Below are 14,642 nucleotides of genomic sequence, written 5' to 3'. Positions count from 1 at the left end.
AGCGGCAGCTGCCAGGGGGGCTCGGGGTGAACGGCAAATTGCCGGTTTAAGACAGGGGCTTCAGATCGAGCGTGTCTGGCGCTTGGCCCGCCTGCAAAGTGGCGAACTGTCGGTAGCCATCGGATGCTGCGCGCTCCAGCAAACCCTTCAAGTTCTTTGTGCGTTGCTCAAGGCGCACCCGCACCCCATCTGCGACGAGAGCGCTCTTCGCTGCGAGAAGTTCTGCCGTCGGCACATCCCGGTCGTGGACGATGACGACTGCCAGAGCGTCTGTCGAATCCTGCGAATCGACCAGGTCGACAATGCGCTCGAAACCGATGGAGAAGCCCACCGCCGGCACTTCTTGGCCGAGGAATCGACCGATCATGCCGTCGTAGCGACCGCCCCCGCCAAGTGAATACGTCACCGACGGGTGGGCCAACTCGAAAATCGTGCCGGTGTAGTAACCCATTCCACGCACGAGAAAGGGGTCGAAGACGAGGGGAACATCGGCGCCGGGACGTGCGGAGGCCACGGCTGCGCCGAGCGAGACAAGGTGATCAACGATCTCGTCCGGCGCTCCCGGAGGAAGCATGCCGCGAATCTGCTGGTCTCCGAAGCCGCCGCCGTCCACGGCGTGCTCTCGATTGAGGAAGATCTCGAAAGCATCCACAGCCGGGGCCGTCGCTTCTCGCGATCGAAGCTCCGCGACCACCCCGTCAGCGCCGACCTTGTCGAGTTTGTCGATCGTGATGAGCACGCCGGGGCGCTCGGTCTCGCTGAAACCGAAAGATTCCAGCATCCAAATAAGCGCACGCCGATCGTTGATACGAACGCTCGCACCGGTCAGTTCCAGCGCGTCGAGAGTGTCGAGGCTCGCCACGATAAGTTCGGCTTCGGCCCGCGACGATGCATCGCCAATGATGTCGATATCGCACTGCATGAATTGGCGATACCGTCCCTTTTGCGGACGCTCAGCTCGCCACACCGGCGCGATCTGAATGGCACGAAAGACGGTGGGCAGCTCGGCCCGGTGGCTCGCGTAATACCGGGCCAACGGCACAGTGAGGTCGTAGCGGAGGCCGAGATCTGTCAGAGACGCCGGGCTATCGGCTGCGGCACGAATTGCCTCAGCATCAAGTCCACGCTTCATCACATTGAAGGCGAGTTTTTCGTTGTCGCCGCCGATGCCCGCGTGCAAGCGGGCGTATTCCTCCATGACGGGCGTTTCGATCTCGTCGAACCCATGAGCGCGATAGCGGTCACGGATGACGGTGAGCACGCGTTCGCGGCGACTCTTTTCGGCAGGAAGGATGTCGCGCATACCGCGCGGAGGATTGACCGAAGGCACGTGCCTATTGTCTCAGGTTGCCGGAGGGGCTTTCAGCTCAGCCCGACGAATGTCGTCTTCAAGCTGACGCACGCGCTCACGAAGCGCACGTTCAGCGTCAAAACCTTGAGCTTTGGCCGTCGCGACAAGAGCGAGCAGCTCGTCGCCGAGCTGTGCCTCAGAAAGGGGTGCCGTGTCACTTCCATCCGAAGAGACGCCTACCTGAGCGGCCTTACCGAGCACCTTTTGGGCGAGAGCGAGCGACGGCATGTGCGACGAGACTCCATCAAGCACACTGCGGCGCTCGTGCTTTTCGAGAGCCTTCGCCGCATTCCATAGCACGAGCACTTCTTCGGGAGTGCGGGCGGTCTCCCCCGCAAAGACATGCGGATGCCGTCGCACCATCTTCTCGGTGAGGCCCCGCGCGACGTCGTCGATATCAAATGGATCGTCGACGTCGCGCGATGCGATCTCGGCGTGGAAGAGTACCTGCCAGAGCACATCTCCGAGCTCTTCGCGAAGATCGGCACGCGTGCCAGCCTCGACCGCGTCGACAAGTTCTGCGCTCTCTTCGATCAGGTACGGCACGAGGTCACGATGATCAATCCCCTGCGTCCAGACGCAGCGATCACGAATATCGCGCATCGCTCTCGCGGCATCCCGCAGAGGATCGTTCGTCATGCTGTCGCTGCGCTCTCTGCCGCACCTTCCGAAGCGGCAATACGACGGTAGTAGCGTGCGCGCCACGACACGATGACGGCCGCGAGAATGACTGCGATGCCGGAGCCTCCCAGCACACCGAGTGTTGCTTCGTCGCGCACCTCTTCATTGGTCGCGAAAGCGAGTTCAGATAGCAGCAGCGAAACCGTGAACCCGATTCCACCCAGCGCTCCAGCCGCGAGGAGATCACCAATCGGGAGTCGTTTTCCGCCACCTTTGACGACCCGTTGTGAGATCCAGCCAAACACCATGATGCCGAGGATCTTGCCGACCGGCAACGCCACCAAGATTCCCCAGAACGCCGGTGAAAGCTCGGACAGTGGAACGTTCGGAATGATCACGAGTGCCGACGACAGGGCAAAGAGTGGCAGCACGATGCCGTTGACCCACGGCTCCATTTCGTGGCGCACCCGGAGCGCTGGCTGTTGTGCCATCACCAGACCGAGCGCGACTCCCGCGATCGTGGCGTGCACACCGGAGAGGTACACCAGCACCCAGGTAGCAATTGCCAAAACGATCATGAGTGCAATCACGGCACCACGGGCACGGCCATCGAGTCTGCGGCTCACGAAGCCGAAGGCAGCCACTGTCACAACAGAGAGGGCCAGAAGCCCGTAATTCACGTCTGAAGTGAAGAGCACCGCGATGAAGACGATACCGACGATGTCATCGAGGATCGCGAGCGCGAGCAAGAAGATACGCACGCCCGACGGGAGTCCGCGGCCGAAAATGGCAAGCACACCGAGCGCAAAGGCGATGTCGGTGGCGGTCGGGATAGGCCACCCGGAGGTCACATCACTTCCGGCGGTGAAAATCAAGAAAATAATGATCGGAACAATCACACCACCGGCCGCCGCAATCGCAGGCTGAAGCGCCTTTCGTGCCGAGGCAAGCTGCCCCTTGGTCAGTTCGTATTGAAGTTCAACCGCAACGACAAAGAAAAACAAGACGAGCAGTCCATCGGCAATCCAGTGGCCGACCGAAAGTTCAAACACACCGGGAATACCGATGTAGGCGTGTTGCACGTCTTGTGCAAACGCTCCAGCTGCGGAGTTGGCGATTATCAAGCCGAGAGCGGCAGCGGCGAGCAGCACGATCGCGGGAAAACGATCTGAGCGCAAAAGAGACACGGATTTCCTTCCGTAGGGAGCAGGGGGGTCACACATACATCGCCGACCAGACTTCCCGGCACACCAGATACCAGTCTATCGGTGATGGCGTGACGAAGAAGAAACACAGGCCCGCTAGCGTGGGTACATGCGTGAACCCACCCCCACGGAAGCCGTCGACCTCGTCGGCCGCTTCGAGGCTGGACAAGAAATCCCTGAAAACATGCGCGGTGACGTGCGCCTACTCGGATCCCTTCTCGGACGAGTGCTGCGCGAAAGCGGCTCTCCCGGCCTGTACGAAGACGTCGAACGGCTTCGGATCGCCACGATTCAGGCTTATACCGACGAGACCCCCGAGGCATTTGAGCGCGCGACAGCGGTCGCGGACTCATTTTCTGTTGCGAGGGCAGACGAAGTCGCACGAGCGTTCACCGTCTACTTCCACCTGGTGAATCTCGCCGAAGAGCACCAGCGCGTGCGGATTCTTCGCGACCGCGATGGGCAGCCTGAGCGCGGTGACGCGACTGATTCAGTCGCTGGCGCCTTTACGAACCTCACTGCAGAAATCGGCGGAGAGAAAGCGCTTGAGCGACTTCAGGCTCTGCGCTTCCACCCGGTATTCACCGCGCACCCCACTGAGGCTCGCCGACGGGCTGTTTCCACCGGCATCCGTCGCCTTTCGGTGCTTCTTGACGAACAGGATGCTGCGACCCACGGCGGCGACCGGCGGCGACGTCAGCGACAAATGCTCGAAGAGATTGACACGCTGTGGCGCACAGCTCCGCTTCGTCCCGAAAAGCCTTCGCCGACAGACGAAGTCCGTGCTGTGATGTCGGTCTTCGACGACACTCTCTTCACGTCGATGCCGCAGGTCTACCGCCGCATCGATGACACGCTTCAGCCGGGCCTTTCTGGCCGTGCCGCCCCCGTTGTGCGTCCGTTCGTTCGCGTTGGCTCGTGGGTTGCCGGTGACCGTGACGGAAACCCCTTCGTCACGGCGTCGATCACTCGAAAAGCCGCAGGAATCGCCAGCGAGCATGTGCTGCTGGGTCTTGAGCGCGCCACGAATCGTATCGGCCGAGGCCTCACCCTCGACGGCACGTCGACACCGCCGACCGACGAGTTGATGTCGCTTTGGCGAAGGCTTCGTGCGGCAGACGAAGAAGCGGCCGCCGATATCGCGAAGCGCTCCCCCGACGAGCCGCATCGCCGCATCGTGCTGTTGGTTGCACGAAAGATCGCGGCAACGCGCACGCGGAATGCCGACCTCGCGTACAGCGATCCAGAAGAGCTCTTGGCCGATTTGCGTGTCGTACAGGACTCCCTGGTGGCAGCCGGTGCTGCCCGCCAGGCGTACGGAAACCTGCAGGAGCTGATCTGGCAGGTCGAGACGTACGGTTTTCACCTGGCCGAGCTCGAAGTGCGACAGCACTCCGCTGTGCACAAGAAAGTACTCGAGGAGCTCGAAGCGGGAGGTGAGCGGAGCGAACAGACCGACGAGGTTCTCGAAGTCTTCCGTTCGATCGCTTTCATCCAAGAGCGTTTCGGTCCGCGAGCTGCTGGACGATACATCGTGTCGTTCACGCAGTCAGCAGAAGACCTCGAGAACGTGCACAAGCTGGCACGCTTCGCGATGGGTGCCGAGTCCGCGACGCCCGTTCTCGATGTTGTCCCCCTGTTCGAGACGTTTGCCGATCTGCAGGCGGCCCCCGGCATCCTGGCCGAAATCGTCGACCACCCCACGTTCGCCGCTCGGCTCGAAGCGACCGATCGTCGCCTTGAAGTCATGCTCGGCTATTCCGACTCGTCGAAAGACGTCGGGCCAGTCGCCGCTACCCTCGCCCTCTACGAAGCACAGGCGAAGATCGCCGCGTGGGCGAAGAATGAGCGCATCGAACTCACACTGTTCCACGGTCGAGGCGGAGCGCTTGGGCGCGGCGGCGGACCTGCCAACAGTGCGATCCTGGCGCAGCCGCCGCACTCGGTCGACGGTCGATTCAAACTCACCGAGCAGGGCGAAGTGATCTTCGCTCGCTACGGCGACGCGACGATCGCGAAGCGCCACATCGACCAGGTCGCAGCAGCGATTCTGCAGGCGTCGTCGCCGTCGAACGAGCAACGGAACTCTTCTGCAGCCGAGACCTACGCTGACATCGCCGCAACGATGGATACGGCATCGCGTGAGCGGTTCTTCAGCCTCGTAAAGGCGCCAGGATTTGCCCCGTGGTTCGCAACTGTGACCCCGATGGAAGAGGTTGGACTTCTGGCGCTCGGTTCGCGTCCCGCTCGTCGCGGACTGTCGGTCGAGTCGCTGGAAGATCTCCGCGCCATTCCATGGGTCTTTGCGTGGACGCAAGCCCGCATCAACCTCGCAGGCTGGTTCGGTCTCGGCACGGCGCTCGAAACCGTGGGCGATGAAGAACGCCTTCGTCAGGCGTACGCCGAGTGGCCGCTGTTTCGCACGATGATCGACAACGTCGGTATGAGTCTCGCAAAGGCTGATGACCGGATCGCTCGGCGCTACCTCGAGCTCGGCGACCGTCAGGATCTCGCTGACCTCGTCATGGACGAGATGACCCTCACGCAGTCGTGGGTCATTCGGATCGCGGGCGGCACGGGCCTTCTTGAAAACAAGCCGGTACTGCAGCGCGCTGTGAAGCTCCGTAGCCCGTACGTCGACGCGCTGTCATTGCTGCAGCTGCGGGCACTTCGTGCTCTCCGCGACGCTCCCACCGATCAGCCAGCGCCGGATCCCGACCTGCAGCGGCTTCTCCTGCTGTCGGTCAGCGGTGTTGCCGCGGGCCTCCAGAACACCGGATGACGTAGCCCGGTGGGGTGCACTCAGGCGGAAGTCGCCGTTGTGCCCCCATCGGTAGCGTTCTCCGTCACGGGTGCGGGGAAGAGCTGGTCGAGAAGCTGTGCCACCCACTGCAGCAGGGCGGCATCGGTCAAGGCACCGCCATCAGCTGTGGGCAGCGGCACGACCATCGCGTCTCCCCCCGAGATGAGCTTGGCCTTGGGGTACAGACGCTGCAGTCGAATGCGCATCGAGTCGGCAAGGTGTGCGGGCGCAATACGCAGGTTTGGACCCATCGCAACGACGTCAGCGAGGCCGGCGCGTGCAGCACGTCGGCGCAGGTGGGCGACAGCCACGAGTCCATCGACATCCGCGGGGGGCTCGCCGTAGCGATCGCGGAGTTCATCGATGACAGCATCCAGCGCATCGTCTTTCGCGGTTGACGACGCGGCGGCGGAGAGCTTCTGGTAGGCCTCAAGGCGCAGACGCTCGCTGTCGATGTACGACTCGGGAATACGTGCCTGCACCGGCAGCTCCAGCCGCAATTCTGCCGGACCCTCGGTGTCGTCACCCCGGAAGGTCGACACAGCTTCGCCGATCATACGCAGGTACAGGTCAAAGCCCACCCCGGCGATGTGACCCGCCTGCTCTGCGCCGAGCAGGTTTCCGGCGCCTCGCAACTCGAGGTCTTTCAATGCGACCTGCATGCCGCTTCCGAGCTCGTTGTTCACCGCGATCGTCTCGAGGCGGTCTGCTGCTGTCTCAGACAGCGGCTTAACGTCGTCGTAGAGGAAGTAGGCGTACGCGCGCTCACGAGCACGTCCGACACGCCCTCGCAGTTGATGCAGCTGCGAGAGGCCGTATTTGTCGGCGCGGTCGATGATGATCGTGTTGGCGTTCGAGATGTCGAGGCCGGTTTCCACAATCGTGGTGGAGACCAGGACGTCGGCGCGGCGCTCCCAGAAGTCGTCGACGACCTGCTCAAGCGCGTGCTCTCCCATCTGGCCGTGTGCCACAGCCACGCGAGCCTCGGGAATGAGCTCGGCCAAGTGCGCGGCAACTCTTTGGATGGATTGCACGCGGTTGTGCACGTAAAAGACCTGACCTTCGCGGAGTAGCTCTCGGCGAATAGCTGCTGCGATCTGCTTGTCGTTTCGCGGTCCGACGTACGACAGAATCGGATGCCGGTCCTCCGGTGGAGTCTGAAGCGTCGACATCTCACGAATCCCCGTGACAGCCATCTCTAGCGTGCGAGGAATCGGCGTCGCGCTCATCGAGAGAATGTCGACGTTGGTCTTGAGCTTTTTCAGCGAGTCTTTGTGCTCAACGCCGAACCGCTGCTCCTCGTCGATGATCATGAGACCAAGGTCTTTGAAGATCACCTTCTCGGTGAGGATGCGATGTGTACCGATCACCATGTCGACCGTGCCGTCGGTGATGCCGGCGAGCGTCTCGCGCGCCTGTTTGTCGGTCTGGAATCGCGACAGTGCGTGCACCTTCACCGGGAAACCCGCGAAGCGCTCGTTGAAGGTCTCGAGATGCTGTTTCACGAGCAGAGTTGTCGGCACGAGCATGGCGACCTGTTTGCCATCTTGAATCGCTTTGAAGGCGGCACGGACGGCGACCTCAGTCTTTCCGAAACCTACGTCGCCCGAGAGCAATCGGTCCATCGGAATCGGCTTTTCCATGTCTGCTTTGATCTCATCGATCGTTTGCAGCTGGTCAGGTGTCTCAGCGAACGGGAACGCTTCTTCTAGCTCGCGCTGCCACGGAGTATCGGGACCGAAGGCATAGCCCTTCGAGGCCATGCGCGCCGAATAGAGCTTGACGAGCTCGACGGCAATGTCTCGCACGGCCTTCCGCGCTCGCCCCTTGGCCTGAGCCCAGTCGCTACCGCCCATTTTCGACAGCGTCGGAGCTTCGCCGCCGACGTAGCGAGAAAGCAGATCGAGCTGGTCGGTGGGAACAAAAAGCTTGTCGCCGGGATAGCCGCGTTTGGTTGGTGCGTACTCAAGCAGCAGATACTCGCGCTTGCTTTTGACCGGGTTGCGCCCGCCACTCGATACTTCACGCTGCACAAGCTCGACGAATTTTCCAATGCCGTGAGTGGCGTGCACCACCACGTCGCCGGCCTTCAGCTGCATCGGGTCGACGACGTTTCGACGACGTGACGCGAGCTTTTTGACAACCCGCTGATCGCTTCCGATCGTGCGACCGTAAAACTCGGTCTCGGTCAGCACGGCAAACTGGGCCGCTGGCGCTTCGAACCCTCGCTCGAGTGGTGCCGGAACAACGAGCACGACGCCAGCGGGCGGAGCGGCATCAATGTCGTCGACACGGCGTGCTGCAACGCCCCGTTCAGCGAGCACGTCACGAGCGCGATCAGCGAGTCCTACGCCAGAGGCTGCAACGACAACGCTCCAGCCGCGCGCGACCAAATCAGCGACGTGATCGATCGCGCCGTCCACCATGCCCTGAAACGACGGCACCGGGTTCGCGGCGATACGCACGACATCGTCGCCGGCGGTCAGGCCCTCATCTGCGGCATCCGCGGCGCCGGAATCGAAGGCGCTGAACGTCCACCACGCGCCGTGGCGGTCATGCACGGCCTCTTTGAGCTGGGTAAGAGTGACGAAATCGCCGGATCCGAGGTCGACGGGGCTTTCGCCCCCGGCCGTTGCCACCGACCACGCTGCCTCCAGGAACTCTCGGTTGGTGTCGCCGAGAGTTTTTGCGCGCGACGCCGCACGTTCCGGGTCGACCAGCGCGATGGCGGCTCCATCAGGCAGGTACTCAGCGAGAGTCACAAGACGGTCGGCGAGAGCCGGGAGAAGCGATTCCATTCCCTCTACCGGGATGCCTTCACTCATCTTCTCGAGCATGCCGCGCACACCGGGGAACTTTTCTTGAAGCTCCACAGCGCGGGTACGCACAGCATCCGTGAGGAGTAGCTCGCGGCTCGGCAAAAAATCCACTTCGCTGATCTCTTCGGGAAGGGATCGCTGATCGGCGACAGAGAACGAGCGAATCTGGTCGACCTCGTCGCCGAAGAACTCCACACGATACGGATGATCGGCGATCGGTGGGAACACATCAAGAATGCCGCCGCGCACGGCGAACTCTCCGCGCCGCGAAACCATATCGACCCGCAGGTATGCCCGTTCAACGAGCGCTGCGCTGATTTCGCCGAGGTCGTATCCGCGCTCGCCCCGGCGAACCTTCAAGCTGGCCACATCAGCGAGACCTGCCGCGAGCGGCTGCAGCGCTCCACGGACAGAAGACGTCACGACGAGTGGTGTCGTGCGGTCCCATTCGGCAATAGCCCGGAGCGCCGAAAGACGACGACCGACGGTCTCTGTGCTGGGACTCAGTCGCTCATGCGGAAGGGTTTCCCACGCCGGGATATGAAGCACGATGGCGCCAGGAATGAGGGCCTGGATGGCGGGGCCAACCGCTTCGGCGCGTCGACCCGTCGGAGTAATCGCCAGCACCGCTGGCACGCGACCATTCTCTCTGCGGCGCTGCAATAGCGCGGCAATGAGCGGCGCATCGAGCCCGTCTACGAGCGAGAAGTCGGCGTCAACAGATGCTGACTCCAGTGCCTCCCGGAAGGTGTCTGTGGACGCGAGGGCGCGCGAAATCCCGGGAACTGTCACCGAATGATTCTAGAGCGCCTGAACGACACCCAGGGTCAGCAGTCCATCAGCGAGGCGCGTGATGTCGCTGCTGCGCGGCAACGAGGCCGTCTTCGATGAGCTCTTCGACGGCATCGGCGGCATCTGAAACCAGAGACGGCAGTGCGCTTCGTTCAGTGGCCCCGAACGGATCAAGCACCCAGTCCGCGGCATCCATCCGCCCGGGTGGTCGCCCAATACCCACTCGAACGCGCGGAAATTCAGGCGTGCCGAGGGCTTTAGCAACGTCACGAACGCCGTTGTGTCCCCCATGACCGCCACCCACTTTGAGCTTGATCGTGTCAAAGGGAATGTCGAGCTCATCGTGCACAACGATGACGTGATCGGGCGTAACGCCATAAAAAGCGGCAAGTGCGGCCGCGGGCCCACCCGAGACGTTCATGAATGTATTCGGCTTAGCGAGCACGAAACGGTCACCGCCGACACGAACCCAGCTTTCGGCGACGCGGGCGTTTGCCTTGTGCGTGCGCAACTTCTCTTGCCGACGCGTGGCGAGCTCGTCAATGACGAGCTGTCCGACGTTGTGGCGCGTTTTCTCGTATTGCGGTCCGGGATTACCGAGACCGAGAACTATCCAGGTCGTCGCCATCACAGGTCTCCTCCGACAAAAAAGTGAGGGGGCGCGCATCCGCACCCCCTCACTACGAAACCGTTTCGACTATTCGGCCGACTCAGCTGACTCAGCGGCCTGCTCGGCAGCAACAGCAGCGTCTGCCTCGGCAATTTCGTCGATGTCGCTGTCGCCAGCGGGCGACGAGATCGCAACGATGAGGGTCTCGGGGTCAACCACGAGAACCGCACCGGCGGGAAGCTTGATATCGGCAGCAGTGATGTGAGATCCGGCTTCGAGGCCTTCGACGCTGACCTCAACCGACTGCGGGATGTGCGTCGCTTCGACCTCGAGCAGAACCGTGTTCGCATCGACGTTCACATTCATGCCAGCGGCGGGGTCACCGGTGAAGATGATAGGAACATCGACCTCAACCTTTTCACCCTTGATAACAACGAGCAGGTCAATGTGCTCAATGACCTGGCGTACCGGGTCGCGCTGAATGTCTTTGACAAGCGCGAGGACCTGCGAGCCGTCAACCTCGATCTCGAGCACGACGTTTGCACGACGCACGATGAGGGCTGTCTCGTGGCCGGGAAGCGCGACGTGCACGGGGTCGGTGCCGTGACCGTAGATGACGGCGGGGATCTTGCCTGCAGCGCGAAGGCGGCGAGCGAAGCCCTTGCCGAAGTTTTCGCGGAGTTCCGCGCTGAGCTTGGTGTCGGCGGTCTTTGTCGCCATGATGATTCTCCTTGCGGGCGCACGGGCCCGTTTCGTCTGGGGTCTGGATTCGACTCGAACGCGAGTGCGTGAGGAAAGCCGTGAGCCTGCTTCACTGCGTCGATAACGGATGCGTGGCGCATCCCTCGCCGAAGTACAGTGTGTGAGTCTACCAGCGCAGCGCCCGCGATACGTGCCCGCTACGATAAATAGCGCAACGACTTTGAAGGAGCCCTCTTATGGACGCCCAGCTTTCCTCTGACATCATGCTCGGCGTGATCGGCGCTATCGTCGCCGTGGGTTTCGTTGGAACTGTTCTTGCTTTTTGGTCAATGGGCCGTCAGGCGTACCGAAAGTAGTGACGTCGTCAGCGCGAGCCGCCTGACCTGCTCTTTCTGTTCTTCGTGAAATCTCACGGAACAGATTTTTCGTATTTCAACCCCAAGGAGAACGAGTTGAGCGATAAAACAGCAAATATCGGTGTCGTCGGGCTGGCGGTGATGGGTTCTAATCTGGCCCGCAACCTCGCAAGCCGCGAGGGCAACACGGTTGCGGTCTACAACCGCAGCCACGACAAAACCGAGCATCTCGTTTCGACTCACCCCGAGGCGGGCTTCATCTCCACCTCGACATACGAAGAGTTCGCGGCGAGCCTTTCGCAGCCACGCACCGCGATCATCATGGTGAAAGCTGGTCGCGGAACCGATGCTGTGATCGAAGAACTCGTGAAGGTATTCGAACCGGGCGACATCATCGTTGATGGCGGAAACGCACTGTTCACCGACACCATCCGTCGCGAAAAAGCAGTGCGCGAAACCGGAATCAACTTCGTCGGAATGGGCGTTTCCGGTGGCGAAGAGGGTGCGCTCCTCGGCCCCTCGATCATGCCCGGTGGCTCCGATGAGTCGTGGGTTACTCTCGGCCCGATCCTCAAGTCCATCGCGGCGATCGCTGAGGGTGAGCCGTGTGTCACGCACATCGGGCACGACGGTGCTGGCCACTTCGTCAAGATGGTGCACAACGGCATCGAATACGCCGACATGCAGCTCATCGCCGAAGCGTACGACCTGATTCGACGCGGAACCAACAAGTCCCCCGCCGAGATCGCTGATGTCTTCGCGGAGTGGAACGGTGGAGAGCTCGAGTCGTACCTCATCGAGATCACCGCAGAGGTTCTCCGTCAGGTAGACGCCGACACCAACAAGCCATTGGTCGACATCATCCTTGACCAGGCGGGTGCTAAGGGCACCGGCGCATGGACGGTTCAAACCGCACTTGATCTCGGTGTACCTGTCTCCGGTATTGCCGAGGCAACTTTTGCCCGCTCACTCTCCAGCCACGCAGAACAACGTGCGGTATCGCGAGATCTGCCCGGTCCCGCACAGGCACTCACCGTCGACGATGCTGACAGCTTCATCGAAGATGTGCGCCTTGCCCTGTTCGCGTCAAAGATCGTTGCGTATTCGCAGGGGTTTGATGAGATTCGTGCCGGCGCTAGCGCGTACGGCTGGAACATTGATCTTGGTGCTGTCTCGAAGATCTGGCGTGGTGGCTGCATCATCCGCGCACAGTTCCTCAACCGCATCGCCGATGCATATCGCGATGCGGTAGAGCTTCCCGTGTTGCTGACGGCCCCGTATTTTGTCGAAGCGCTCGGTCGCGCTCAGGATGCCTGGCGTCGAATCGTCTCGATCTCCGCCGCCGCGGGGCTTCCCGCCCCCGCGTTCTCATCGTCACTCGCGTACTACGACGGGCTGCGCGCCGAGCGCCTGCCTGCTGCCCTGATTCAGGGCCAGCGCGACTTCTTTGGTGCGCACACGTACAAGCGCATCGACAAGGAAGGCACCTTCCACACGCTGTGGTCGGGAGACCGCACCGAGATCGAAGCTGAAGACACGCACTGACAGTCTGAAAAAACGAGGGTGGCCCGGCACATGTGCCGGGCCACCCTCGTTTTTCATAACCACTGTTTGCGCTTGAAGATCGTGTACAGCGTGATGCTGGTTCCGAGCATGAGGGCGATCGCCATCGGATAGCCGTAGGTCCAATGCAACTCCGGCATGTTGTTGAAGTTCATTCCATAAACAGTTCCGACGAGGGTTGGCGCAAACAAGATCGCCGCCCAACTCGACACCTTCTTCACCTGGTCGTTCTGCTCGAGACTCATCTCGGTCATCCGCCGCATTTGCACGCTGTTTTCCTGTTCGACAAGAATCGCGTTGACCTGCAGCGCTGATTCGAGTGCGTGACGAAAAGCTTGCGTACGTTCCACCATGTGGCGTGCGCGGTCAGCGAGGTCGCTCAGGATCGGTGCCCGTGTGATCTGCGCGCGATCTATTGCGATCTGTTCGAGATGCTCCAGGATTCCGGGGAGTTCTGCCGTCGCGTGCTGCAGATCGATCACTTCGCGCTGCAGGGCAAAAATCCGCTTCGAGACGTGGGGGTCTGTCGATGAAAGCTGCTCTTCGATTTCGTCGATATCGTGCTCGACCCCGTCGAGTACCGGGTTGTAATGGCCGATGACTTCATCAATGATCGCCGTCAGTGCCGCAATCGGCCCGCGGGCGAGATACTCGGGGTGGTTCGCCAAGTGGTCGCGCGCCGGAGAGACGTCGATCGTGCGACTGTGCTGCACCGTCACGATGTCGTGCACTCCCGCGAACACGTCGATCTCTGAGCACGACACCATCTCTGATGCATCGTCGTAGCGCGCTGGCTGCAGCGCGACGAAAATCTTGCCATCGGATGCTGCAATCTTCGTCCGCTGGCCTGGACGCAGCACCCCTCCGGTGAGGAGCGGATGCATATCAAGTAGAGAGAGCGCCTCGTCAAGTTCTGCCTGATCGGGGTCGAGCAGGGATACCCACGCCATTCCGCCCGAAGCACGGGCCTGCGTTACCGCATCCGCAAGGGTTGTCGCATCCGCGATCTTTCGGCCGTCAGCATAAACCTCGGCGCTCAGCACACTCATTCCGCAAACGTAATGCAGCAATGGGTGCGCACAGCACCGCCGTCCGCTCCCATTGCTGAGCGTTCACTTTGTGATGTCGCGCACAGTCCCCTTCTCGAGACGAAGTCGGCGCTTCGCGCGCCGTGCAACAGCTGAGTCATGCGTCACCATGATGAGTGTGAGCCCCTCAGCGTTGAGCTCTTCGAGAACCACGAGAATCTCGTCGCGCATGCTCTCATCGAGGTTTCCCGTTGGTTCATCCGCAAGAAGAACGCGCGGCCGCTTTGCGATAGCGCGTGCGATCGCGACACGCTGCTGCTGGCCACCTGAAAGTTCTCCCGGTCGATGATCGCCGCGCTCTTCAAGGCCGACGCGCATGAGCGCCTCAGCCACACGCTTCGCGCGTTCCTCCTTGGCAAGCCCCAGCGGCTCAAGACCCATATCCACATTCTCAGCTGCAGTGAGCGTGGGGATCAGGTTGAATCCCTGAAAGACGAACCCAATCTCGTGCGCGCGTACTTTTCCCAGATCTGCGTTCGATGCTTTTGCGATATCGGTGTCGCCCAGCATCACCTCGCCTTTCGTGGGTCGCTCCAGCGCTCCCAGCAGCTGAAGGAACGTTGACTTTCCTCCGCCTGTCGGGCCCTGAATTGTCACGAAATCGCCCTGAGCGATGTCGATGTCAACGCCCGTCAATGCGTTTACGACACGCCCCTTCTGCTGGTACGTCTTCGTGACGCCTTTAATCCGGTAGGCGCTTGCGGTGTCTACGATGCTCATGTCTGTCTCCTG

10 protein-coding genes are annotated in these 14,642 nt (G+C 61.6%); 2 read left to right on the top strand and 8 right to left on the bottom strand.

All coding sequences use genetic code 11. The annotated features are described in order from the left end of the window. Positions 1 to 46: 46 nt before the first annotated feature. The 3 genes from FHS06_RS09940 to FHS06_RS09930 are packed head-to-tail and all read right to left on the bottom strand — an operon-like array spanning position 47 to position 3,159. On the bottom strand, positions 47 to 1,303 hold the full coding sequence (locus FHS06_RS09940) for a histidine--tRNA ligase (protein WP_208388247.1): 1,257 nt from the start codon (positions 1,301 to 1,303) through the stop codon (positions 47 to 49). A 39-nt stretch (positions 1,304 to 1,342) separates the two neighbouring features. Then, entirely contained in the window at positions 1,343 to 1,990 is a 648-nt protein-coding gene (locus FHS06_RS09935) for a nucleoside triphosphate pyrophosphohydrolase (RefSeq protein ID WP_167048878.1), read from the bottom strand. After that, positions 1,987 to 3,159: a Na+/H+ antiporter NhaA gene (locus FHS06_RS09930; RefSeq protein WP_167048876.1), complete on the bottom strand. Its 1,173-nt coding sequence runs from the start codon at positions 3,157 to 3,159 to the stop codon at positions 1,987 to 1,989. The genes FHS06_RS09935 and FHS06_RS09930 overlap by 4 nt, the downstream gene beginning before the upstream one ends. Before the next feature lie 127 nt (positions 3,160 to 3,286). Between FHS06_RS09930 and FHS06_RS09925 the strand changes: the two genes are divergently transcribed. Further along, positions 3,287 to 5,959: a phosphoenolpyruvate carboxylase gene (locus FHS06_RS09925; RefSeq protein WP_167048874.1), complete on the top strand. Its 2,673-nt coding sequence runs from the start codon at positions 3,287 to 3,289 to the stop codon at positions 5,957 to 5,959. A gap of 20 nt (positions 5,960 to 5,979) precedes the next feature. Here FHS06_RS09925 and mfd read toward each other — a convergent pair whose 3' ends face one another. The 3 genes from mfd to FHS06_RS09910 form a co-directional block, all read right to left on the bottom strand. After that, positions 5,980 to 9,591, bottom strand: a complete 3,612-nt coding sequence (gene mfd, locus FHS06_RS09920) for a transcription-repair coupling factor (protein WP_167048872.1) — start codon at positions 9,589 to 9,591, stop codon at positions 5,980 to 5,982. A gap of 46 nt (positions 9,592 to 9,637) precedes the next feature. Then, positions 9,638 to 10,219 (bottom strand): aminoacyl-tRNA hydrolase, encoded by a 582-nt coding sequence (pth, locus tag FHS06_RS09915; RefSeq protein ID WP_167048870.1) that lies wholly within the window; start codon positions 10,217 to 10,219, stop codon positions 9,638 to 9,640. A 69-nt stretch (positions 10,220 to 10,288) separates the two neighbouring features. Further along, entirely contained in the window at positions 10,289 to 10,921 is a 633-nt protein-coding gene (locus tag FHS06_RS09910) for a 50S ribosomal protein L25/general stress protein Ctc (protein ID WP_167048868.1), read from the bottom strand. Positions 10,922 to 11,355: 434 nt separating this feature from the next. On the opposite strand from FHS06_RS09910, the gene gndA reads away from it, so the two are divergent. Continuing rightward, positions 11,356 to 12,804: an NADP-dependent phosphogluconate dehydrogenase gene (gene gndA, locus FHS06_RS09905; protein WP_167048866.1), complete on the top strand. Its 1,449-nt coding sequence runs from the start codon at positions 11,356 to 11,358 to the stop codon at positions 12,802 to 12,804. A 53-nt stretch (positions 12,805 to 12,857) separates the two neighbouring features. Here gndA and FHS06_RS09900 read toward each other — a convergent pair whose 3' ends face one another. Beyond that, positions 12,858 to 13,871, bottom strand: coding sequence for a magnesium and cobalt transport protein CorA (locus tag FHS06_RS09900; protein ID WP_167048864.1), 1,014 nt, complete (start codon positions 13,869 to 13,871; stop codon positions 12,858 to 12,860). 63 nt (positions 13,872 to 13,934) lie between these two features. After that, positions 13,935 to 14,630 carry an ABC transporter ATP-binding protein gene (locus tag FHS06_RS09895; protein ID WP_167048862.1) on the bottom strand — a complete coding sequence of 232 codons (696 nt, stop codon included), beginning with the start codon at positions 14,628 to 14,630 and terminating at the stop codon, positions 13,935 to 13,937. Positions 14,631 to 14,642 lie beyond the last annotated feature (12 nt).

Source organism: Microbacterium halimionae (genome assembly GCF_011761265.1).
GTDB classification, from domain to species: domain Bacteria; phylum Actinomycetota; class Actinomycetes; order Actinomycetales; family Microbacteriaceae; genus Microbacterium; species Microbacterium halimionae.
Note: the sequence above shows the minus strand (reverse complement) of the source record. Positions and strands in the feature narration are given on the sequence as shown.

Excerpts from the sequence above, each read along its gene's own strand:
- FHS06_RS09940 (WP_208388247.1), bottom strand. The coding sequence starts at position 1,303 with ATGCGCGACATCCTTCCTGCCGAAAAGAGTCGCCGCGAACGCGTGCTC.
- FHS06_RS09935 (WP_167048878.1), bottom strand. The coding sequence starts at position 1,990 with ATGACGAACGATCCTCTGCGGGATGCCGCGAGAGCGATGCGCGATATT.
- FHS06_RS09925 (WP_167048874.1), top strand. The coding sequence starts at position 3,287 with ATGCGTGAACCCACCCCCACGGAAGCCGTCGACCTCGTCGGCCGCTTC.
- pth (WP_167048870.1), bottom strand. The coding sequence starts at position 10,219 with ATGGCGACGACCTGGATAGTTCTCGGTCTCGGTAATCCCGGACCGCAA.
- FHS06_RS09910 (WP_167048868.1), bottom strand. The coding sequence starts at position 10,921 with ATGGCGACAAAGACCGCCGACACCAAGCTCAGCGCGGAACTCCGCGAA.
- FHS06_RS09900 (WP_167048864.1), bottom strand. The coding sequence starts at position 13,871 with ATGAGTGTGCTGAGCGCCGAGGTTTATGCTGACGGCCGAAAGATCGCG.
- FHS06_RS09895 (WP_167048862.1), bottom strand. The coding sequence starts at position 14,630 with ATGAGCATCGTAGACACCGCAAGCGCCTACCGGATTAAAGGCGTCACG.